Consider the following 19,354-nt stretch of genomic DNA (forward strand, 5'->3'; position numbering starts at 1 on the left):
CCTGCGCTGCGGGCGCCGCCATCACACGCAGGCCTTGGCCCCGCTGCGCTTGAACGGTGGGTAGTCACGCAGCTGCGTCGGCGACAACGGCCGGCTGAAATGGTAGCCCTGGGCAATATCGCAGCCGGCGAGCTTCAGGCATACCAACTGTTCGCGGGTTTCCACGCCCTCGGCTACCACTTCCAGGCCCAGGCGTTTGGCCAGGATGATGGTGGAGGACACGATCGGGCTGTCGTCATGGCTGTTGGACAACGGCGCGATCAGCGAGCGGTCGATCTTCAGCTTGCTCAGTGGCAGTGTATGCAGGTGGGCGAAGCCGGCGTAGCCGCGGCCGAAGTCGTCCAGGCTGATGCCGAGGCCCGCACGGCGCAAGCTGTGGAGGTGCGTCAGCGCCGTGCCTTCGGCGTCAAGAATGGTGGTTTCGGTGATTTCCAGCTCCAGCCGCTGTGGGGCGATGCCGTACTGCTGCAGGGCGTCCAATAGCCGCGCGGCGAAGCCGGCCTGGCGTAGCTGCAGGACCGATACATTGACTGCCAGTCGTGTCTCGCGGCCCTGGCCGGCCCAGGCCGCCAACGCCTCGCAGGCCAGGCGCAGCACCTCCCAACCCAGCTCGATGATGAAGCCGCTGCGCTCGGCAAGGCTGATGAAGCGGTCCGGGTACAGCAAGCCGAATTCGGGGTGGTCCCAGCGTACCAAGGCTTCATAGCCCAGCACCTGCAGGGTGTCGAGGCGGATCTGCGGCTGGTAATGCAGTATGAACTGGCGTTCGGCCAAGGCGCTGCCGAAGGCCTGTTCAAGGGTGAAGGCCTGGATATCGGCCAGGTTCAGCGACGGGTCGAAGAAGCGGTACTGGGCACGCCCGGCCTGCTTGGCCGAGTACATCGCGGCATCGGCGCTGCGGATCAGGCTGTCGATGTCCTGGCCATCGCGCGGGCAGATGCTCACGCCGACACTGGGGCTGGTGTTCACCTCCTGGCCGTCCAGGGCGTAGGTGGCCGAGAGTTTCTGCACCAGTTCGCGGACCCAGGCATTGATCTGTTCCTCGCTGCGTTCACCAGCCAGCAGCACCACGAACTCGTCGCCACCAAAGCGCGAGGCCTCGTCGCCGGGCGCCAGCAGGCGCTGGATACGCCCGGCCACGGCCTGCAACAGCAGGTCGCCGACCTTGTGCCCCAGCGAATCGTTGATCGATTTGAAGCGGTCCATGTCGATGAACAGAATCGCCATCAGGCGCCGTTTGCCGCGCTGGCGGGTCAGCGCCTGGCCGGCCACCTCGACGAACTGGCGGCGGTTGTGCAGGCCGCTGAGGTGGTCGGTGGCGGCGGCATGGCTGCTGCGCCGGTGTTCGTCCTCGAGGCGCTCGATCAGTTGCTGGTTGACCTGCTGAGCCTGCTCCAGCGCGCGGAACGCCTCCTGGTGCTTGCGCAACAGGCGCAAGGCCCATAGCAGGCTGGCAAGGATCATCACGGTCATGCTCAGGTTCAGCCAGAATTGGCAGTTGTAAGCCAGGGTAGAAGGCGCCAGGATCTCATCCTGGCGCTGGCTGACCACCACGCTGAAACCACGCTCGGGCACGCGCCGGTACAGGCTCTGGTAAGGGGTGCCAGCTGCGTACTGGGTCAGCGTGCCTGTGTCACTGGCCTTGCCGGGCAGCCCTGGCTGCAGTGCGCCGGCGGTAACAACCACCCCGCGGGTGGCGATGCGCAGGCGTTCCTGCCCATCCTCCTGCAGCAGCCGCACCAGCCCGCTGTGGCCCAGGTCGATGTGCTGCAGCAGCATCGCCAGATAGCCGATGTCCAACTGCACCACCAGAATAGTGTCGATGTCATGGCCGGGCAGATCGCTCAGCGGCAACACGAAGGGCAGCCTCCAGTCGGGCAGGGTGGCCGGCTGGCCGGCTGGCTGCACGCTGGGCAGAAAAGGCTTGAAACCGTAGCGGGACACGTGCCGTTGCAGCTGGTGTAACCAGGCTTCGGGCAGCTCGACAGCCTCGTCGGCATGGCTGGCCGACAGCAGCCTGCCTTGCCGGTCGTACAGGCTCATCCGCTTGAACAGCGGGTCTGCGGCGAGCAGCCTTGCCAGGATGACGTTGCCCTGGCGCAGCCTCGTCATGTCATCCTGGGCGACCCGGCCTACCGCCTGTGCGCGGTCGACCAGCTGGCGCAGGCTTTCACCGACGAGGCTGGCCAGGTTCAAGTGTTCGATAGCCTTGGCGGCCAACGCATCCTGCCTTGCGGTAATCCTTTGCGAGAGGTGCAGCCCCCAGAGGAAGACCAGGGTCGCTGCGCACAGCAGCAGGATCAACAGCCGCAGAAGGCTGGCGGATGAAAGCGAACGGCGAATCACTGCTGATAGATCCCGACCCTGGGTAATGGTCAAAAAATACGACAGTAAGGTGACAGCCTCATGACTGATGGCTAATTGCCTTTAAGGATTTCCCTTCTACGATGGCCATCAAGCGCCTGGCGACAGGCTGCTGCTTCACGTCAAGTCTTCCTGGGAACCAACTACCCAACACCGACCTGCTTTGGTGCGCCCGCGCCTCGAATAAAGTCATCGAGCACACTTTCGATTGGTGTTTTCTGCGCTTGAATGTTCAATATGCACATAGCCCGTTGTGCCATGCGCCCGTTACGAGCGTCTTCTCCCACTGGGTGAAAGTCGGCCTGCATCTTGCTCTCCCTGTTCCCGACCTACAACCTGGAGCCCCGTGCAATGAGCTCATCCAGCGAATTCCCGCTCAGCGAAGCCCCGCAGTCCGCCCGCAAGGGCTTGCTGCCGATCGCGATGGTCCTGTTCAGCTTCACCTTCTTTACCGGCACGATGTTCGCCGGCGGCAAGCTGGGCATGGCCTTCAACTTTGTCGACATGTTGTGGGTGGCGGCCATCGGCAACAGCCTGCTGGCCCTGTATGCCGCAGCGCTCGCGTTCATCGCCTCGCGCAGCGGGTTGAACACCGTGTTGATGGGGCGTTTCTGTTTCGGTGAAGCCGGTAGCCGGCTCTCCGATTTCCTGCTGGGGTTCGCCGAACTGGGCTGGTACGCCTGGGGCACGGCCACGGTAGCCATCGTGCTGGTCAGGCTGCTGGGGCTGGCGGAAGGCTTCGGCATGCCGTTGATGGTACTGTTCGGCCTGGGCTTCAGCCTGACAGCCATCATTGGTTTCAAGGGGCTGGATGTACTGTCCCGGGTGTCGGTGCCGTTGATGTTCGCGCTGCTGCTGGTGTCGATGTACATCGCTACCCGCGATGCCGGGGGGGTTGCCGGCCTGGCCGCCGTGGTGCCGCATGAGGCGATGACCTTTTCAGCTGCGGTAACCATGGTCTTCGGTACCTTCGCCAGTGGTGCCACCCAGGCGACCAATTGGACACGGCTGGCGCGTAGCGGCCGGGTGGCGGTGATTGCCAGCGTGGTGGCCTTCCTGCTCGGCAACGGCCTGATGGTGGTGGCCGGGGCCTGGTGCGCAATGGTTTACCAGCAGGCCGATATCGTCGAGGTAATGATGCTGCAAGGGCTGTCGTTCGCGGCGGTGGTCATGCTCTGCCTGAACCTGTGGACGATCCAGGGGCCGACCATCTACAACGTGTCGGCGGCCGCCTGTCACCTGCTGCGCAGCGAGCGCCGACGTACCGCAACGCTGGTGGCCGCCGGCGTCGGGATTGTGCTGGCGATCGGCGGCATGTACGAGTTGCTGATCCCGTTCCTGGTGTTGCTGGGCTCGATCATTCCGCCGCTGGGTGGGGTAATCATGGCCGACTTCTGGTACCGCCACCGCGGCAGGTTCCCGCTACTGGGCACGGCACGCCTGCCACGCTACAACCTGACCGGGCTGTTTGCCTATGCCGTGGGCGCGCTGCTGGCCTGCGCCTCGCCGTGGATCGCCCCGCTGGTAGGCATCGGCGCTTCGGCGCTGTGCTACATCGCCTGCGTCGAACTGGGCGCACGGCGCCGCGCGCCTGGCCAGGCAGGCGTCGAGCCGTGAGCCTGGCGCTGGAGGAGATCCTGCAGTTGCCCGGCCTGCACGAACTGAGCGTGCGGGCCGGGGCACGCAGCCTGCACCGCCGGGTGCGCTGGCCGTACGTGGCAGAAAACGAAGGCATCGCCGAATGGGTGATGGGTGGCGAGCTGGTGTTTGTGACCGGCATAAACCACCCACGCGGCGAGGCCAACCTGCTGAGCCTGATAGAGGATGGCGCTGCCGTGGGTATTGCCGGCATGGTGATCCTCACCGGCGACAGCTTCATCCAGGTCATCCCGCCAGCCGTTATCGCCCGTGCCGAGCAACTGGGCCTGCCGCTGATCGAGCAACCGTATGCGCTGAAGATGGTGGTGGTTACCCACCTGATCGGCACGGCGCTGGTGCAGACGAGCCAGGCCCGCCGCTCGCGCAACGACATACTGGGCCAGCTCCTTACCGGGGACTATCCGAGCCTGGCGATTGCCCGACAGCGGGCTGCGCACCTGCAATTGGTCCTGGATGAGCCACGGCGCCTGCTGGCTTTGCGCCTGACAGGTGTGGATGACGTGTTCGAGCAACACGGCCTGGTAGTGGGTGAGCGTACCTGGCAGGCTACCCGCCAGGCCTTGGAAGACCAGCTCGAAGCATGGTGCCGTCAACATCCGGGCAGTGTCACCGCGCAATTGCCCGGCGACCTGTTCGTGGTGCTACTGACCGACACCCGCGATCTGCACGAGGCATTGGCTGCCCTGTACCGGCAGTTGCAGGCCGCAACCGGCGAACTGCAGCTGTACATGGGCCTGTCGGGCCTTGCCGACGACTGCGCGCACTACCGCCAGGCCCTCAACGAGGCGCGGCAGGCGCTGGATGTAGCGCGGCACTTGCGTCCGGCCAACGGCTACTGCAACTTCAGCGAACTGGGTGTCCTGCGCCTGCTACAAGGTATTTTCGACCGCACGCTGATCGACGATTTCGTCAGCCGCACCCTCGGCCCGCTGCTCAGCCCCGGGCGCAAGCACGCCCATGCGCTGGTGCACACCCTGGATGCGCTGCTCATGGAAAACGGCAACGGCTTCAAGGCCGCACAGCGCCTGGGGCTGCACCGCAATACCGTCAATCAGCGCATCCTGCGCATCGAACAACTCAGCGGGCAGTCTCTCGACGACCCGCTTTTTCGCATGAATGCTTCCGTCGCCCTGTTGATATGGCGCATGAGCGAAGACCACGGCAAGGAGTAACAAGATGAACATTATCAACGCACGCCTGCGCGGCAAGCCTGGGCTGTTCCGCATCGAACTGAACGGCGAGCGCATTGCCGCCATCGTGCCCCAGGCCCAGGTGATGGCGCCCAGCGCCGTGGGAGACCTGGATGCCGGGCAGAACCTGGTGGTAGCACCTTTCGTCGAACCGCACATTCATCTCGATGCCACGCTGACCGCTGGCGAACCGAAGTGGAACATGAGCGGCACCCTGTTCGAAGGCATCGAGCGCTGGGCCGAGCGCAAGGAGATCACCACCCACGCCGACATCAAGACCCGTGCGAAAAAGACCATCGACATGCTGGTGGAGCATGGCATCCAGCATGTACGCACCCACGTCGATGTTACCGACCCGACCCTCACCGCGCTCAAGGCCATGGTCGAGGTGCGCGACGAAGTGCGTCACCTGATCGACCTGCAGATCGTCGCGTTCCCCCAGGAAGGCATCGAGTCGTATGCCAACGGCCGGGCGCTGATGACCGAGGCGGTGGCCATCGGCGCCGACGTGGTTGGCGGCATTCCGCATTTCGAGAACACCCGCGACCAGGGCGTTGCATCGGTGAAGTTCCTGATGGACCTGGCCGAGCGCACCGGTTGCCTGGTGGACGTGCATTGCGACGAAACCGACGACCCACTGTCGCGCTTCCTTGAAGTGCTGGCCGAAGAGGCCCGGGTGCGCGGCATGGGCCCCCGGGTTACCGCCAGCCACACGGTGGCCATGGGCTCCTACGACAATGCCTACTGCTACAAGCTGTTTCGCCTGCTGAAACTGTCGGGTATCAACTTCGTGTCCTGCCCGACCGAGAGCATTCACCTGCAAGGGCGTTTCGACAACTATCCGAAACGCCGTGGTGTCACCCGCGTGGCCGAGATCGACCGTGCGGGGATGAACGTGTGCTTTGGCCAGGACTCGATCGTCGACCCTTGGTACCCACTGGGCAATGGCAACATTCTGCGCATTCTCGAAGCCGGCCTGCACATCTGCCACATGCTCGGTTATGAGGACTTGCAGCGCTGCCTGGACCTGATCACCGACAACAGCGCCCGGACCCTGAACCTGGGGGAGGGCTACGGCATCGAGGTGGGGCGGCCGGCGAACCTGTTGCTGCTGTCGGCGCCGGATGATTACGAGTTGGTGCGCAGCCAGGGGCATGCGCTGGTGTCTGTACGGCACGGCAAGGTGCTGATGCAGCGGACACCGGCGCAAGTACAGCGCTTTACCTGAGGTGGCATGGCCTCAGGCGGTCATCGCAGCCAGGGCACAGCTTGAGATCTGCGCATCCTGTACCGCCACACCGGTGAGGTCGGCCAGGGTGATCTGTGCGGCGTGCTCCCGCCCATGGGCACCGCTGGCCAGCAACGTACCCAGTTCGATCAGTTGCTTCGTGTCGATCTGGCCGCTGCTCAAGGCGTGGGCAACCTCGCCGTACTGGCTGCACTGGGCGACCGAATCGACGATGATGCGGTCGGCCCTGGCCACCAGCGCCGGGTCCAGCTCCTGCTTGCCGGGCGCATCGGCACCGACAGCGGTAATGTGCGTGCCAGGCCGGACCCACTCGCTGAGCAACAGCGGCTGGCGGGAAGGGGTCGTACAGACAATCAGGTTGGCCGCCGCCGCGACCTCGGCGGCGTCATGCGTGATGCGCACCTCATAACCCAATGCGCGGGCAAACGCACGGTAGGCAGCCAGCTCGCTGTCCTGGCGGCCCCAGACCATGACCTGACGGCAATCGGTGATGGCGCCCAGCTGTTCAAGCTGCATCCTGGCCTGCATGCCCGTGCCCAGTATGCCGATCGCACTGACCCGCGGCGGTGCCAGCAACCGTGCGGCAATACGCCCCGCAAGGGCCGTGCGCATGCCGGTCAGCCAACCCTCGTCATGCAGCAGCGCCAAGGGCTGCCCGGTGTGCGCAGACAGCACCAGCATCAAGCCATCGTTGCTCGGCAGGCCTTTGCCTGGGTTGTCATAGAAACCGGTCGAGAGTTTGACAGTGAAGGTGGCGCTGCCCTCTATATAGGCCGACTTGATGCAGCAGTCGCCGTTGGCCCCGGGGAAGGCAAAGCCCTGGACCGGTGGTACTTGTGCCTTGCCTGCGGAGAAGGCGATGAAGCCTTGTTCCAGGCAACGCAGCGCAACCTCGGGGTCGAGGCTGGCAACGATCTGCGCTTTGCTGAAGAGCCTCACTTGACTGCCCCCAGGAACTCGTCCAGCAGGATATTGCGGCCACACAGGATTACCGCGACGCGCTTGCCGCAGTAGCGCGCGGCCAGCTTTTGCATACCGGCGACCGCAACAGCTGCGGCGCCTTCGATGATCCAGCGTTCACTGCTGGCGACATCGCGCATGCCGGCCTTGATTTCCTCTTCGCTGACCAGCACGGTGTCGGTCAGCAACGCTTGGCACAGCGGGAAGGTGATGCTGCCAGGCTCGACACCACCGGCAGTGCCATCGGACAGTGTGTCGGTGGCATCCACGTTGATGATCTTGCCAGCTTTGAGCGACTGCTGCAGCGCTGGGTCATTGGCAGGCCAGCAACCGATGATATCGGTACCCGGCTTGAGCACCCGCAGGGCCGCGGCAATACCGGAAATCATTCCACCACCGCCGACCGCAACGAAAACGGCGTCCAGATCCGGCGCCTGTTCGAACAGTTCGAAGCCGATGGTGCCTTGTCCTGCGATGACCTGCGGGTCGTTGTAGGGTGATACGAATGGCTTGCCCTGGAGCTGAGCCTGCCTGGCAGCCTCCAGTTCGGCACCCAACGGGTCGGTAGGCAAGCCGATCACCTCCGCGCCGAGCGCGCGCATGGCCTGTACTTTGTAGGCAGAAGCGCCATTGCTGGTGTACACGGTGACCGGCACCCCAGCGCCTTTACCTGCCAGTGCCAGCGCCTGCCCGTGGTTGCCGGAAGAAGCGGCAATCACCCCTTGGGAACGCTGCTCGGCCGGCAACAGGCGAATCTTGTTGCTGGCCCCACGGAACTTGAACGAGCCCGTGTGTTGCAAATGCTCGCACTTGAGCAGCACCTGACAGCCAGTCATTGCCGACAGCCGGGCACTGTAGGTCAGCGGCGTGATGCTGACGGCTGGACGTAGCGCCACATGGGCATCCTCGATCGCCTGGTACAACGTGTCGAGGTAAGCGGCGTCGACGCCGGTGGGCGAACCTGTGGCGGTGGACATGACTGCACTCCTGAGTGAATGTAGAAACCACGTCCACGATAGACATTTAGTCCACGCATGACAAGAGGGCGAGCGTGAACGGGCGCGCCACTGCCTGGCTCACCAACGTTCTGGAACAAAAGGGAAGGGGTTGCCTGCCGCCTAGGCGCGCAGCTCTTTCAGGTATTTGTACACCGTGGCCCGGCCCATGTTGAGCACTTTGGCGATGTAGTCGGCAGCACTACGCCCTTCAAACGCGCCCTCGGCATGCAACGCCTGCACCAGGCTGCGCTTGTCTTTTGCCTGCAGCGTTTGCAGGGACAGGTTGCGCTCCCGAAGCCAGGCATGCAGGAAAGTGTTGATGCGTTCCTGCCAGTCGTTGCGGAACAGCGAATCGGGCTGCGGCACCAGGCGGCTCATCTGGAAGAACGCATCCAGTGCCGCGCGAGCCTGTTCCAGTACCGATACATTCAGGTTGATGCACATCAGGTGTTCGGCTTCACCGGCCTGGTTGCGCAGCACAGTACTGATGGAACGGATCTTCTGGCCGTTCCAGTTGAGCTTTTCGTAGGGGCCCAGGTTGACCCCGTTCAGCAGGTCCGCCAACTCGTGGTCGATCGCCGAATCATCGCCCAGTTCGCGCTGGGAGAAATTGTTGGCGATGTGAACGACGGTCTGGCTGCGCAGTTCGTGAACGATGACTTCAGCATGCGGGTATAGCAGCAGGGCGATGCTGTCGGCGATTGCCTTGTAATTTTCCAGGGTCATTTTCTGTCGATGATCGAAGGCCAGGCACCATGGTGGCGGCAAAGCGTAACCGGCACAAGGCACCTTGCCGGCCAGCTTCGTACGCATGCCTCACCACAAGACAGCCAGTTTTTTCCTGTCACATGCGATAAGCCGTGATTATTCGTTGTTAGTAACGCTTTGCACAGGCGTCTGCAGAGCGGCATAATTGGTACGTAATTACATGATACATAACACAGTACGAAATCGTAGGAGCAGGCATGGCCCGGGGCGGTATAAACAAGGTCGTAGTGCAGCAAGCGCGGCAGGCACTGATTGCCCGGGGGGAAAACCCCAGCATCGATGCCATTCGTATCGAGCTGGGCAACACCGGTTCCAAGACCACGATCCACCGCTACCTGAAGGAGCTGAACGGCCAACAGCCTGTCGCCGCCGAGGGCGGCATGGCATTGAGTGACGTGCTCAGCCGTATGGTCGGGCAGTTGGCAACCCAGCTGCAGGACGAGGCTGACCTGAAGATCGAGCAGGCCGAAAGCCGCTTCACCGAACAGCGCGAGCAGCTCGAAGCGCAGCTGGCGATCGCTCGGCAGGCATTGGCGGCCGCGCACCAACAGCATCAGATCGACGCGGCCGCCTTGGCCGCCGAAGCGGAAAAGCTGCGCTCCACGCAAAGCACCCTGCAAGCCGAACAGCTGCGCAGTGCCAGCCTCAACCAGGCGCTGGGCGAGCTGCAGGTGCGCCTGGCGGACAAGGACGAGCAGGTGAAGTCCCTGGAAGACAAGCACCGCCATGCCCGCGATGCGCTCGAACACTACCGCAACGCCAGTCGCGAACAGCGCGAACAGGAGCAGCGCCGCCACGAAGCGCAACTGCAGCAGCTGCAGGTGGAAGTGCGCCAGTTGCAGCAGGGCATGATCGTCAAGCAGGACGAGCTGACCCGCCTGCACCGCGATAACGAGCGGTTGCTGGGTGAACACCGCCAGGCCAGCAGCGCCTGCCGGGCCCAGGAAGAACTGCTGGAGCAACGTGATGCGCAGATCCAGGGCCTGCGCACGATCCTGGCCCAGGCGCAGGGCGCCAGCGAGGAGATGCGCCGGCAGCTGGATGCTCAGGCGCAGAACCTGGAGCAGCGCCGCGACCTGTGCGCCGAACAGGCGCGGCAGTTGCAGCGGCTTGATGAACAGTTGAAGGAACGTGATGAAGCATTGGCGCAGTGCAAGGCGCAACTGGCCCAGGCTGCAGATTGATCAAACTTTTCCGGGCGGGCGCTTTCTTCCCTATACATCCACTGGAGATAGTGCCATGCCCGAATCGCAACCCGTACGCAAAGAGGGGCCTCACTCGTCCGAGCAGGCCGACAAGAAGGTTGACCTGGGTTTTGACCCGGACTCACCCGATGCTGACGACCCACAGGTCGACCCGCAAGGGCCGGCCAAGCCCCCCAGAGACGTAGAGAAGAAACGATAGCCACTGGTTTGCAGCCCATCGCCGGCAAGCCAGCCACCCCATCTGCCGCACTGACCTGATGCCAGGCGCGGCCTTTGTGGCGCTGGTTCACCGACGATGAGGCGGGCCAGGCTGGCAACACTCAAGTGTCGGCTTGCCTGGCAGCCTCCACGCCCGCCGCCGACAGCTTGATCGGGTAGTTGACACTGATCTGATGGTCGCTGCCGACCGCCACACTGCCGTCCTGGATCAAACCGGCCTCTTGCAAGGTCTTGAGCATACCGGCCACCGCTTTCTCGCCGCGGTAGTTGTCCAGCACCTCCTTGCCAAGCCCTTGAGGGTGGGCGTGCAGCAGGCGGGTCAGTACTTCGGCCTTCAAAGCATCGTTACTCATGGCGGGCCTCACTTGCCGTGCTTGGCCTGAAGTGCCTTGGCGTGCTCCAGATGCTGTTCGAGCTTGGGCAGGGTTTCGCTGGCAAAGGCCTTCAGCTCGGCCTTGTCAGACGAAGCGGCCTCTTTCTTGAACAGTTCCACCGCCTTTTCGTGAGCGTCCACCTGGTTGTTGATGTAGGCCTTGTCGAAGGACTCCTCGCGCCATTCCAGGATCATTTTCTTGACCTTGTCGGTGATCGCCGCCTCATCGGGTACGGAGATGTCCAGCTTGCGGGCGATGTCGCCGAGTTTCTGGTTGGCCTGGGTGTGGTCAGTGACCATTTGCTGGGCGAATGTCTTGATTTCGGTGTTCTGGCTTTTCTCCTGGGCCAGCTTACCGGTAACCACTTCGGCAATGCCGGCCTCGGTGGCGGCCTCGACAAAGTCATCGGAACTCGCCGCCAGGGCCTGTACCGATGCCAGGCCCAGCACCATGGACAAACCGACGCGCTTGATGAAGAGATTGCTCATGCCTCACTCCTTAAACCGTGACGCGACCTCAGTGTCGCGTACGGTTGAGGGTGAAAGCAGGGCAAAGGTTTAATCTTTTTCCTCGCCGAGGTGTCCACATGCTGGTCAACTATAGTGAACAGCGGCAAACGCGGGGTGGCCAGGGATTTCAATGTACGCAGCCAGGAATAAGGACGAAGAGGGGCTTTTCGCCATAACCGGTGAGGGCCGTGCCGTGGCGCTGTTCCGCATGGTTCTGGCATTCATGCTGATGGTGATGCTGGCCTTCGTCGTGGTCGAAGGCTGGCGCATCTGGCGCGACTACCGGCATGCCTTTGCCAATGCCGAGAACATGGTCACCAACCTGGCCAGGGCCACGGCGCAACACGCCGAAGATGCCATCCGCCAGGTGGATGCCATCACCGCAGCCCTGTCCGAGCGCCTGGAGGGTGATGGGTTCGACCATATCGACCGGCCACGCTTGCATGCCTTGCTGGTACAGCAAAAAAATATCATGCCGCAGCTACATGGATTGTTCGTGTATGACGCCGAGGGCAACTGGGTCGTTACCGATCAGGCAGCAATACCGCCCAAGGCCAACAATGCCGACCGCGACTACTTCATCTACCACCGTACCCACAGCGACCGTGGCGTACACATCGGCTCGGTGGTGCGCAGCCGCTCCACGGATGATTTGATCATTCCTATTTCCCGGCGCCTTGAGCATGCCGACGGCAGCTTCGCCGGGGTGTTGCTGGGCACGATCAAGGTGGACTGGTTCGTGCATTACTACGGCAACTTCAAGATCGACGAACGTGGCGCGCTGGTACTGGCCATGCGCGACGGCACTATCCTGGTTCGGCGGCCCTTCGTCGAGAAGGTAGTGGGGCGCAGCCTGGCCAACAGCGAGATTTTCCGCAACCATCTGCCCTACGCTGCAGAAGGGCTGGTAGAAGCGGTTGCGGTGGTAGACGGCACGCCACGGCTGTATGCGTATCGCGCGCTGTCGAGCTACCCATTGGTGGTGGAGGCGGGCTTGTCGCGAGAGTCGATCGTCGCCCCCTGGCGGCACGATGCGATCAAATCAATGGCCGTGTTGCTGCTTTTGCTGCTAGGGCTGGCGGCATTTGGTGGCGTGGTACTGCGCCAGTTGCGCGAGCGCATCTTCATCGAACGGGCGCTGCACCAGGCGCACCAGACGCTAAAGTCCCTGGCCTTGACCGATAGCCTGACCGGGCTGGGCAACCGCCGGCGGCTGGATGCGGTGTTCGAACCGGAACTGCGTCGGGCGCGGCGCCAGGGCTATCCGCTGACGCTGGTGATGCTCGACCTGGACTATTTCAAGGCCTACAACGACCGCTATGGCCACCCGGCGGGCGACCAATGCCTGCGGCGCTTTGGCGAAGTGCTGCAACAGGCGCTGAAACGGCCGGCCGACCTGGCGGTGCGCTATGGCGGCGAAGAGTTCACCCTATTGCTGCCCGACACCGATGCCCGTGGCGCGGAGCTGCTGGTGCAGGAGGTACAGCAGCTGTTGCGCCGGCAAATACTGGAACATGCAGGCAGCCCACTTGGGCGGGTATCGTGCAGTGCCGGCATAGCCACGGGGGATCCGGCGCGGGAGGAGGTGACCGCCGAGCGGCTGATGGCGGCAGCGGATGGGGCGTTGTACCAGGCCAAACGTCAAGGCCGGGACAGGTACTGCGTGGCGGAGAACAGCCGGGCAAGTGCGGATTCCTGAGCCTGCTGGCGGCCGGCAGGGGCGCGATGTGCCAAGGCTCAGCGCCTTAAACCCAGGCGCATCGCGCAGCGCCCGACGAGGCCATGGGCAAGTTCATCGGCAAGAATGTCGCGCAGGCGCGTATCCAACCGTTCCTCATCAACCCTTTCGAAGCCGAAACGCGCATAGAACGGCGCATTCCACGGCACATCGGCAAACGTGGTCAAGGTCAGCTCCTGGGCACCCGCCTGGCGCGCCGTATCCACCACCTGCCGCAGCAAGGCGCGCCCGAGGCCTTGCCCCTGGGCCTGTCGATGCACCGAAATCTCGCACAGGTGCAGCGCCTGTCGCTCGAACCGGGCACAGGCGAAACCGAGCACGCGCCCTTGCAGGTCTTCGGCAACCCAGCTGGCGCCCGTGGCGACGAATGCCCGGTGCGTATCAATGTCCAGTACATCGGCCTGCGCCAGCCACGCCAGTGCCGGCCAGTCGGTGAAAGCCTGGGCGGCCGAGCGTTCCACCGCGGGCAGCCATTGGATATCGCGCTCGAGGGTAGGGCGGATGCGCATGGACTCACTCCTTTGAAAGCGCTACGTCTTAATCTGTAGCGGGCAGCCGGTCAAGGGTCGTAGCGTGACAATGGCTTCATCAGCAAGCGCCTGCAACCGGTCACGCCTGCATGGAAAAAATGCCAGGCAATCGGTACCCTTGCGCCTTCCTTTGCCATCCACCGGACTGTTCCATGCTGTTCAATCTCGCCGTGCTGTTCGCCACCCTGGTGGCCATGGAGGGTGTTGGCACGCTGGCCCACAAGTACATCATGCACGGCTGGGGTTGGTGGCTGCATCGCTCGCACCATGAGCCGCAGTTGGGCATGCTCGAAACCAACGACCTGTACCTGCTGGCGCTGGGGCTGATCGCCACGGCGCTGGTTGCCCTGGGCAAGAGCGGTTATGCGCCATTGCAGTGGGTCGGCGGTGGCGTGGCGGGCTACGGGCTGCTGTATGTCGTGGCCCATGACGGGTTCTTTCATCGGCACTGGCCAGCCAAGCCACGCCCGGTCAACCGCTACCTCAAGCGCCTGTACCGGGCGCACCGGTTGCACCATGCGGTGAAGGGGCGCACCGGCAGTGTATCGTTCGGCTTCTTCTATGCACCGCCGTTGCAGGTGTTGAAACAGCAGTTGCGCAGCAAGCGCAGCCAGCCGTGACAACTGCGCCTGGCCTCGCCTGCGGCATTGCCTTCAATTCACTGCCTCACCCTTGGCCTGCAGCGCCACATGCCCGCGGCTGACCCACCAGCCAAACCCGGCCGCCGTGAAGAACATGATCAGGCTGTACAGCGCCGCCGGTACAGCCATGGTGGCGTTGTTCAACAGCGAAGGGCTCAATGCCAGGGCAATCGCCAAGGTGCCGTTGTGAATGCCGATCTCCATGCCGATGGCAATCGCCTGGCGCTTGGGAATCGCCAGCAGGCGCGGCACCCAGTAGCCCGTGGCCAGGCTCAGCAGGTTGAACAGCAATGCCGCCAGGCCCACCAGCGGAGCGTACTCGAGTACGGTCTGCCAGTCCTTGGCCAGGGCCAATACGATGGTGAAGGCCAGGAACAGCGCCGCTACCAGCTTCATCGGCTTCTCCATGCGTGCAGCAAATGCGGGCGCGAAATGACGAACCAGCATGCCCAGCGCCACAGGTAGCAGCACGATGGCAAACACCTGCATGACCTTGGCGAACTGCAGCGGGATGGCCTGATCCGACGCCATGAACCAACTCAGCGAGAGGTTTACCAGCAAGGGCATGGTCAGGATCGCGATCAACGAATTGACCGCCGTCAGGGTGATGTTCAATGCCACATCGCCGTGGGCCAGGTGGCTGAACAGGTTGGCCGTGGTGCCTCCGGGCGAGGCAGCGAGCAACATCAGCCCCACGGCCAGCGCCGGCTCCAGGGCAAAGCCGTTGGCTATCAGGAAGCACACCAGTGGCAGCAGCAGGATCTGGCAGGCCAGGCCGACCACCACCGGTTTTGGGTACTTCACCACGCGGGCGAAATCGGCCAGGGTCAGCGACAAGCCGAGGCCGAGCATGATGATGCCCAGGGCCAGCGGAAGAAAGGCGGTGAGCAATGGTGAAGCCGTCATGGCGGTCCCCCAGGGCGAAAGATCGCCAGAAGTGTAGGCCGCCCCTGATTGAGCGCTAATCGCAGAGCGCCAGCTTTGGTAACCATTTGTTGCTACATACCACCACCCGACGAGGCCACATGTCGCGTTGCAGCACGCCTGCCGGCGCAGTAGCATTCCCGGTTTTACCGAGGATTAGCCTGTCATGCCGTTTCAGCAAGGTCTGCTTGCCACACCGGTGCCGGTTCACGCCCGCCACCTGTTCTTTGCCATCGAAGCACCGGAAGCAGTGCCGGCAGCCTTGGATGCGCTGGCGGGTCACGTCGACGGCGTGCGCTTGACGCTGGGCGTCGGTGCGCCACTTGCCAAGGCCCTGGGTAGCCAGGTCGATGGCCTTAAGCCTTTCCCGCAACTGGACGCCGTGGTGGAAAACCCCAGCACCCAGCATGCCTTGTGGCTGTGGCTGCGGGGAGAGGAACGTGGCGACCTGTACCTGCGGGCCCAGGCCCTGGAACAGCTGTTGAGCCCGGCATTCAGCCTGGTGGACCAGGTGGACGGTTTTCTCCACCAGGGTGGGCGTGACCTCACGGGTTATGAAGACGGGACCGAAAACCCGCGTGATGAGGCCGCCGTCGAGGCAGCCATTCTCAAGGCTGCCCAGCCAGGCCTGGACGGGTCGTGCTTTGCCGCATTCCAGCTGTGGAAGCACGATCTGCAGTACTTCAAATCGCTGCCCCAGCAAGCGCAGGACGACATCATCGGCCGCCGCCTCAGCGACAATGAAGAACTGGATGACGCCCCAGCGTCTGCGCACGTCAAGCGTACCGCCCAGGAGAGCTTCGAGCCCGAAGCGTTCATGGTGCGTCGCTCGGTGTCCTGGGCCGATACCCGTGGTGCAGGCCTTGCCTTTGTCGCGCTGGGCCGCAGCTTCGATGCCTTCGAGGTTCAACTGCGGCGCATGAGCGGCCTGGAAGACGGCATCATTGACGGCCTGTACCGCTTCAGCCGGCCACTGACCGGCGGCTATTACTGGTGCCCACCGATGACTGCTGCGGGTGTCGACCTGCGCCTGCTGCTGTCAGCCTGACCGCTGAATATCCCACCCTGGTCAGGGCGGCCCCGGCCGTCACCTGGCCGGCTGTCGGCAGGCCTGTCTCGCGTGACTCTGTGGCGCGCCAAATATGGCGTTGCCGCTTATTTAATGCCGCTGGTCCGAACGCTTCGCAATAAACCGAATCCCTCGATATGACCGAACTCCGAACAGGTGTACGGCAGGTAATGCCGTGCATTCCGAAGTCATACGAGGTTTAAGACCATGGCCAACAAAGAGAACAGCCGTACCGGCAATCAACAAGGCAGCCAGGGTGGTAACAAGAACCCAGGCAACTTTGCCAATGACCGCGAGAAAGCCTCCGAAGCTGGACGCAAGGGCGGCCAGCATTCCGGTGGCGGCCGCAGCAGTGAATCGAGCCGCAAAGGCGGCCGTTCGTAAGTGAGGCTACGCAGTGCCGGGTTAGCCTGGCACTGCGATTTTGCGGAAAAAGGAGTGCCCCCCATGCGATTGCTCCCCCTGATAGCCCTGATGGGCGCCTTCACGCTGGTCGGCGGCTGTTTCGACCGCGACAAAGACCATCCGGCGAAAGATGCCGACCAAAGCAAACCGTCCTTGCAGATGCAGCAACCCGGCGACAAACCTGCCTCTCAACCTGCGCCAGGCCCTGAGCCGATGCCCGGGCAGAAACCCAGCCAATAACACGCGCACAAGGAACACGGCATGACGGTCACCACCTGCAAGACCGCCGCGAGGGTACCAGCTTCGACAAATGGGCCAAGCCTGTACCAGCGTTATCACGCGTTGCTGGGCGATGGCGATGCCGCCAGCGCCGCATGGTTGCACGAACAATTGGCTCAGGTGCAAGGCTTGCCGGACGATTTGCCTGCTGAGCTGGCGCAGCTGGAAGCCTGGAGCGCCCGGCATGCTGCCGAGGTCGCTGAAGCCTACGCCGCCTACCTGGCGCAACGCCGCCAGGGTAGCCCTCGGCGCTACTTCGCCAATCGCGCCCAGGCGTTGTGGTTCCTGCAGCAAGTCGCGCCCACCAAGGCGGTGGACGGTGCGTGGCTGCACGGCACCTTGCGCCATTGGCGTGACCCACGCTATCACGGTTTGATCCGCACCTACCTGGAAGAACTGGGCGGTGGCGATCCGCGCTGCAACCACGTGCTGATCTATCAACGCCTGCTGAGCCGGCTGGGCTGTCTGGACTTGCCTGAACTGGATGACCAGCGCTACCTGCAAGGCGCCTTGCAACTGGCCTTGGGTCGCCATGCCGACGAGTTTCTGCCCGAGGTCATCGGCTACAACCTGGGCTATGAACAACCGCCACTGCACCTGCTGATTACCACCTACGAACTGGCAGAACTGGGCATCGATGGCCATTACTTCCAGCTGCACGTGACCATCGACAATGCCGCCAGCGGGCATGCGCACTTGTCCATCCAGGCGCTACGCCAGCTCTGTCCGGCGCGCGACCTGTGCACGTTCTACCAACGTGTACGCCGGGGCTACCGCCTGAATGACCTGGCTGTCGATACCCCCAGCCTGATCAACAGTTTCGACCTGGAGGCCGAGCTGTTGATGGCGCTGGAGCACAAGCGCCATTTCGGCCAGTTCATGCATTCCGATCATTGCCGCCTGCAGAAACGCACGGTCAATCAGTGGCTGGCCGAGCCAGGCGGCATGCCGGCGTTCCTCGAAGCCTTGCAAGCGCAGGGCTGGATCCGCCGGGGCGAGGCCCCCGCCAACAGCCGCTGGTGGGCCCTCATCGAAGGCCCCTCGGCGCCCATGTACGGCGTGTTCACCGCCTACGAGAAGCAGCTGTGGCACGACTGGATCGCAGCCGGCTGGCAGGCCGCTGGTGCGCGGGTGATGCCCGGCAGCTGGGAGGTGTCAATGCAGCAGCATGACGCACTGGCCCACACAGCGCCGCAAACCGACATCCAGACCTTGATCGACAGCATGGCCGGTAACCGTCACGCCACGCCGGAAGGGTTGCTGGCGACCCAGGGCTACCTGCGTGCCACCGGCCTGGCCCAGGAGGAACCTCGCTGATGCAGCTTGCCCCCCAACAGATCCAGGCTGACCAGGCGTTGCTGCAATTGGGCAAGCGCCTGCGTGCCGACGGCTACCGCTTCACCTGTGTCACACCGGCCACCCACGCCCGGGTCAACGCCCGCCCTGGGGCCGAACGGGCCAGGACATTGCGCGATGTGTTCGGCTGGAGCCGCCCGTTTCCCCCATCGCTGGTTTCCGCCGACGAGCTGGACCAGCTACGCCAGGCGCAGGTGCTGGCGACGCGTGGTGAGTGGCTGGTGAGCACGGTGCGCTGGTCCACCCTCGAGGACTTGCTGCTGGTGCACTCGGCTTACCCCACCGAGGCCAACGACGCGGTGTTCTTCGGCCCGGACAGCTACCGATTCGCCCAGGTGATCCATGAGCATCTGCAACGCACCCCGAAGCGCATCGAGCATGCCGTCGACATTGGCTGCGGCAGCGGTGTCGGCGCCTTGGTGGTGGCCCAGGCGGTACCGCACGCCCAGGTCACCGCCGTGGACATCAACCCGCTCGCGCTGCGCTACACCGCGATCAATGCGGCACTGGCGGGCCTGAGCAATGTCTCGGTGGAGCCAAGTGACCTGCTGGGCGGCATTACCGGCCTGTTCGACCTGATCATCGCCAATCCGCCTTATATGCTCGATGTGAAGGAGCGCACCTATCGTCACGGTGGCGGGCCACTGGGTGCCGAGCTGTCCGTGCGCATCGTTGAACAGGCATGCGAGCGGCTTGGTCCTGGGGGCTCACTGCTACTGTATACCGGCGTGGCGATCGTCGACGGTCGGGATGCCTTGCTTGAAGCCATCCGCCTGCGCTTGGCGGGGCCTGAATGGTCGTGGGTCTATCGCGAAGTTGACCCGGACGTGTTCGGCGAGCAGCTGGACGAGCGCGGTTACGAACAGGTCGAGCGTATCGCCGCAGTTGCGCTTACTGTCACCCGTAACGGCTGAACC

19 protein-coding genes and 1 pseudogene are annotated in these 19,354 nt (G+C 63.5%); 12 read left to right on the plus strand and 8 right to left on the minus strand.

What is annotated here, in order from left to right; translation table 11 throughout:
* Window positions 1–21 precede the first annotated feature (21 nt).
* Window positions 22–2,346, minus strand: a complete 2,325-nt coding sequence (locus tag HU760_RS13100; protein ID WP_186674153.1) for a putative bifunctional diguanylate cyclase/phosphodiesterase — start codon at window positions 2,344–2,346, stop codon at window positions 22–24.
* Between the two features lie 369 nt (window positions 2,347–2,715).
* Between HU760_RS13100 and codB the strand changes: the two genes are divergently transcribed.
* The 3 genes from codB to codA are packed head-to-tail and all read left to right on the plus strand — an operon-like array spanning window position 2,716 to window position 6,441.
* Complete coding sequence (codB, locus tag HU760_RS13105; protein ID WP_186674152.1) at window positions 2,716–3,981, plus strand: cytosine permease; 1,266 nt, start codon at window positions 2,716–2,718, stop codon at window positions 3,979–3,981.
* Window positions 3,978–5,195 (plus strand): PucR family transcriptional regulator, encoded by a 1,218-nt coding sequence (locus tag HU760_RS13110; protein WP_186674151.1) that lies wholly within the window; start codon window positions 3,978–3,980, stop codon window positions 5,193–5,195. Before codB ends, HU760_RS13110 begins: the two co-directional genes overlap by 4 nt.
* Before the next feature lie 4 nt (window positions 5,196–5,199).
* Complete coding sequence (codA, locus tag HU760_RS13115; RefSeq protein ID WP_186674150.1) at window positions 5,200–6,441, plus strand: cytosine deaminase; 1,242 nt, start codon at window positions 5,200–5,202, stop codon at window positions 6,439–6,441.
* A 12-nt stretch (window positions 6,442–6,453) separates the two neighbouring features.
* Here codA and HU760_RS13120 read toward each other — a convergent pair whose 3' ends face one another.
* The 3 genes from HU760_RS13120 to HU760_RS13130 form a co-directional block, all read right to left on the minus strand.
* Window positions 6,454–7,401, minus strand: a complete 948-nt coding sequence (locus HU760_RS13120; protein ID WP_186674149.1) for an ornithine cyclodeaminase family protein — start codon at window positions 7,399–7,401, stop codon at window positions 6,454–6,456.
* Window positions 7,398–8,399 (minus strand): threonine/serine dehydratase, encoded by a 1,002-nt coding sequence (locus HU760_RS13125; RefSeq protein WP_186674148.1) that lies wholly within the window; start codon window positions 8,397–8,399, stop codon window positions 7,398–7,400. The genes HU760_RS13120 and HU760_RS13125 overlap by 4 nt, the downstream gene beginning before the upstream one ends.
* A gap of 141 nt (window positions 8,400–8,540) precedes the next feature.
* The gene (locus HU760_RS13130) at window positions 8,541–9,146 is read right to left on the minus strand and encodes a helix-turn-helix transcriptional regulator (RefSeq protein ID WP_186674461.1); all 606 of its coding nucleotides are present in this window, start codon (window positions 9,144–9,146) and stop codon (window positions 8,541–8,543) included.
* A gap of 239 nt (window positions 9,147–9,385) precedes the next feature.
* Between HU760_RS13130 and HU760_RS13135 the strand changes: the two genes are divergently transcribed.
* Window positions 9,386–10,372 carry a DNA-binding protein gene (locus HU760_RS13135; protein ID WP_186674147.1) on the plus strand — a complete coding sequence of 329 codons (987 nt, stop codon included), beginning with the start codon at window positions 9,386–9,388 and terminating at the stop codon, window positions 10,370–10,372.
* A gap of 55 nt (window positions 10,373–10,427) precedes the next feature.
* Window positions 10,428–10,592: a DUF6021 family protein gene (locus HU760_RS13140; protein ID WP_186674146.1), complete on the plus strand. Its 165-nt coding sequence runs from the start codon at window positions 10,428–10,430 to the stop codon at window positions 10,590–10,592.
* A 121-nt stretch (window positions 10,593–10,713) separates the two neighbouring features.
* On the opposite strand, the gene HU760_RS13145 is transcribed toward HU760_RS13140, so the two are convergent.
* Together HU760_RS13145 and HU760_RS13150 are read right to left on the minus strand one after the other, a co-directional pair.
* Window positions 10,714–10,965, minus strand: a complete 252-nt coding sequence (locus tag HU760_RS13145; RefSeq protein ID WP_170029929.1) for a hypothetical protein — start codon at window positions 10,963–10,965, stop codon at window positions 10,714–10,716.
* Between the two features lie 8 nt (window positions 10,966–10,973).
* The gene (locus HU760_RS13150) at window positions 10,974–11,474 is read right to left on the minus strand and encodes a DUF4142 domain-containing protein (protein ID WP_186674145.1); all 501 of its coding nucleotides are present in this window, start codon (window positions 11,472–11,474) and stop codon (window positions 10,974–10,976) included.
* A 151-nt stretch (window positions 11,475–11,625) separates the two neighbouring features.
* Here HU760_RS13150 and HU760_RS13155 point away from each other — a divergent pair, with 151 nt between their 5' ends.
* Window positions 11,626–13,194 (plus strand): sensor domain-containing diguanylate cyclase, encoded by a 1,569-nt coding sequence (locus HU760_RS13155; protein ID WP_186674144.1) that lies wholly within the window; start codon window positions 11,626–11,628, stop codon window positions 13,192–13,194.
* A gap of 38 nt (window positions 13,195–13,232) precedes the next feature.
* Here the strand turns inward: HU760_RS13155 and HU760_RS13160 are convergent, their stop codons facing one another.
* Window positions 13,233–13,742 (minus strand): GNAT family N-acetyltransferase, encoded by a 510-nt coding sequence (locus HU760_RS13160; RefSeq protein WP_186674143.1) that lies wholly within the window; start codon window positions 13,740–13,742, stop codon window positions 13,233–13,235.
* A gap of 173 nt (window positions 13,743–13,915) precedes the next feature.
* On the opposite strand from HU760_RS13160, the gene HU760_RS13165 reads away from it, so the two are divergent.
* Window positions 13,916–14,383 carry a sterol desaturase family protein gene (locus HU760_RS13165; protein ID WP_186674142.1) on the plus strand — a complete coding sequence of 156 codons (468 nt, stop codon included), beginning with the start codon at window positions 13,916–13,918 and terminating at the stop codon, window positions 14,381–14,383.
* A gap of 33 nt (window positions 14,384–14,416) precedes the next feature.
* On the opposite strand, the gene HU760_RS13170 is transcribed toward HU760_RS13165, so the two are convergent.
* Window positions 14,417–15,310 (minus strand): bile acid:sodium symporter family protein, encoded by an 894-nt coding sequence (locus HU760_RS13170; protein ID WP_186674141.1) that lies wholly within the window; start codon window positions 15,308–15,310, stop codon window positions 14,417–14,419.
* 184 nt (window positions 15,311–15,494) lie between these two features.
* On the opposite strand from HU760_RS13170, the gene HU760_RS13175 reads away from it, so the two are divergent.
* From HU760_RS13175 to HU760_RS13195, 5 genes and pseudogenes are all read left to right on the plus strand, one after another.
* Window positions 15,495–16,376, plus strand: a complete 882-nt coding sequence (locus HU760_RS13175) for a Dyp-type peroxidase (RefSeq protein ID WP_186674140.1) — start codon at window positions 15,495–15,497, stop codon at window positions 16,374–16,376.
* Between the two features lie 285 nt (window positions 16,377–16,661).
* Window positions 16,662–16,781, plus strand: a pseudogene (locus HU760_RS13180) (KGG domain-containing protein); the annotation flags it as partial.
* Window positions 16,782–16,844: 63 nt separating this feature from the next.
* Window positions 16,845–17,042 carry a hypothetical protein gene (locus tag HU760_RS13185; protein ID WP_186674139.1) on the plus strand — a complete coding sequence of 66 codons (198 nt, stop codon included), beginning with the start codon at window positions 16,845–16,847 and terminating at the stop codon, window positions 17,040–17,042.
* A gap of 21 nt (window positions 17,043–17,063) precedes the next feature.
* Complete coding sequence (locus tag HU760_RS13190) at window positions 17,064–18,398, plus strand: iron-containing redox enzyme family protein (protein WP_186674138.1); 1,335 nt, start codon at window positions 17,064–17,066, stop codon at window positions 18,396–18,398.
* Window positions 18,398–19,351: a methyltransferase gene (locus tag HU760_RS13195; protein ID WP_186674137.1), complete on the plus strand. Its 954-nt coding sequence runs from the start codon at window positions 18,398–18,400 to the stop codon at window positions 19,349–19,351. The genes HU760_RS13190 and HU760_RS13195 overlap by 1 nt, the downstream gene beginning before the upstream one ends.
* Window positions 19,352–19,354: the final 3 nt, after the last annotated feature.

It is taken from the genome of Pseudomonas oryzicola (genome assembly GCF_014269185.2).
In the GTDB taxonomy this organism is placed as follows: Bacteria; Pseudomonadota; Gammaproteobacteria; order Pseudomonadales; family Pseudomonadaceae; genus Aquipseudomonas; species Aquipseudomonas oryzicola.

Excerpts from the sequence above, each read along its gene's own strand:
- HU760_RS13165 (WP_186674142.1), top strand. The coding sequence starts at position 13,916 with ATGCTGTTCAATCTCGCCGTGCTGTTCGCCACCCTGGTGGCCATGGAG.
- codA (WP_186674150.1), top strand. The coding sequence starts at position 5,200 with ATGAACATTATCAACGCACGCCTGCGCGGCAAGCCTGGGCTGTTCCGC.
- HU760_RS13135 (WP_186674147.1), top strand. The coding sequence starts at position 9,386 with ATGGCCCGGGGCGGTATAAACAAGGTCGTAGTGCAGCAAGCGCGGCAG.
- HU760_RS13145 (WP_170029929.1), bottom strand. The coding sequence starts at position 10,965 with ATGAGTAACGATGCTTTGAAGGCCGAAGTACTGACCCGCCTGCTGCAC.
- HU760_RS13125 (WP_186674148.1), bottom strand. The coding sequence starts at position 8,399 with ATGTCCACCGCCACAGGTTCGCCCACCGGCGTCGACGCCGCTTACCTC.
- codB (WP_186674152.1), top strand. The coding sequence starts at position 2,716 with ATGAGCTCATCCAGCGAATTCCCGCTCAGCGAAGCCCCGCAGTCCGCC.
- HU760_RS13160 (WP_186674143.1), bottom strand. The coding sequence starts at position 13,742 with ATGCGCATCCGCCCTACCCTCGAGCGCGATATCCAATGGCTGCCCGCG.
- HU760_RS13140 (WP_186674146.1), top strand. The coding sequence starts at position 10,428 with ATGCCCGAATCGCAACCCGTACGCAAAGAGGGGCCTCACTCGTCCGAG.
- HU760_RS13155 (WP_186674144.1), top strand. The coding sequence starts at position 11,626 with ATGTACGCAGCCAGGAATAAGGACGAAGAGGGGCTTTTCGCCATAACC.
- HU760_RS13195 (WP_186674137.1), top strand. The coding sequence starts at position 18,398 with ATGCAGCTTGCCCCCCAACAGATCCAGGCTGACCAGGCGTTGCTGCAA.
- HU760_RS13185 (WP_186674139.1), top strand. The coding sequence starts at position 16,845 with ATGCGATTGCTCCCCCTGATAGCCCTGATGGGCGCCTTCACGCTGGTC.
- HU760_RS13170 (WP_186674141.1), bottom strand. The coding sequence starts at position 15,310 with ATGACGGCTTCACCATTGCTCACCGCCTTTCTTCCGCTGGCCCTGGGC.
- HU760_RS13175 (WP_186674140.1), top strand. The coding sequence starts at position 15,495 with ATGCCGTTTCAGCAAGGTCTGCTTGCCACACCGGTGCCGGTTCACGCC.
- HU760_RS13150 (WP_186674145.1), bottom strand. The coding sequence starts at position 11,474 with ATGAGCAATCTCTTCATCAAGCGCGTCGGTTTGTCCATGGTGCTGGGC.
- HU760_RS13130 (WP_186674461.1), bottom strand. The coding sequence starts at position 9,146 with ATGACCCTGGAAAATTACAAGGCAATCGCCGACAGCATCGCCCTGCTG.
- HU760_RS13190 (WP_186674138.1), top strand. The coding sequence starts at position 17,064 with ATGACGGTCACCACCTGCAAGACCGCCGCGAGGGTACCAGCTTCGACA.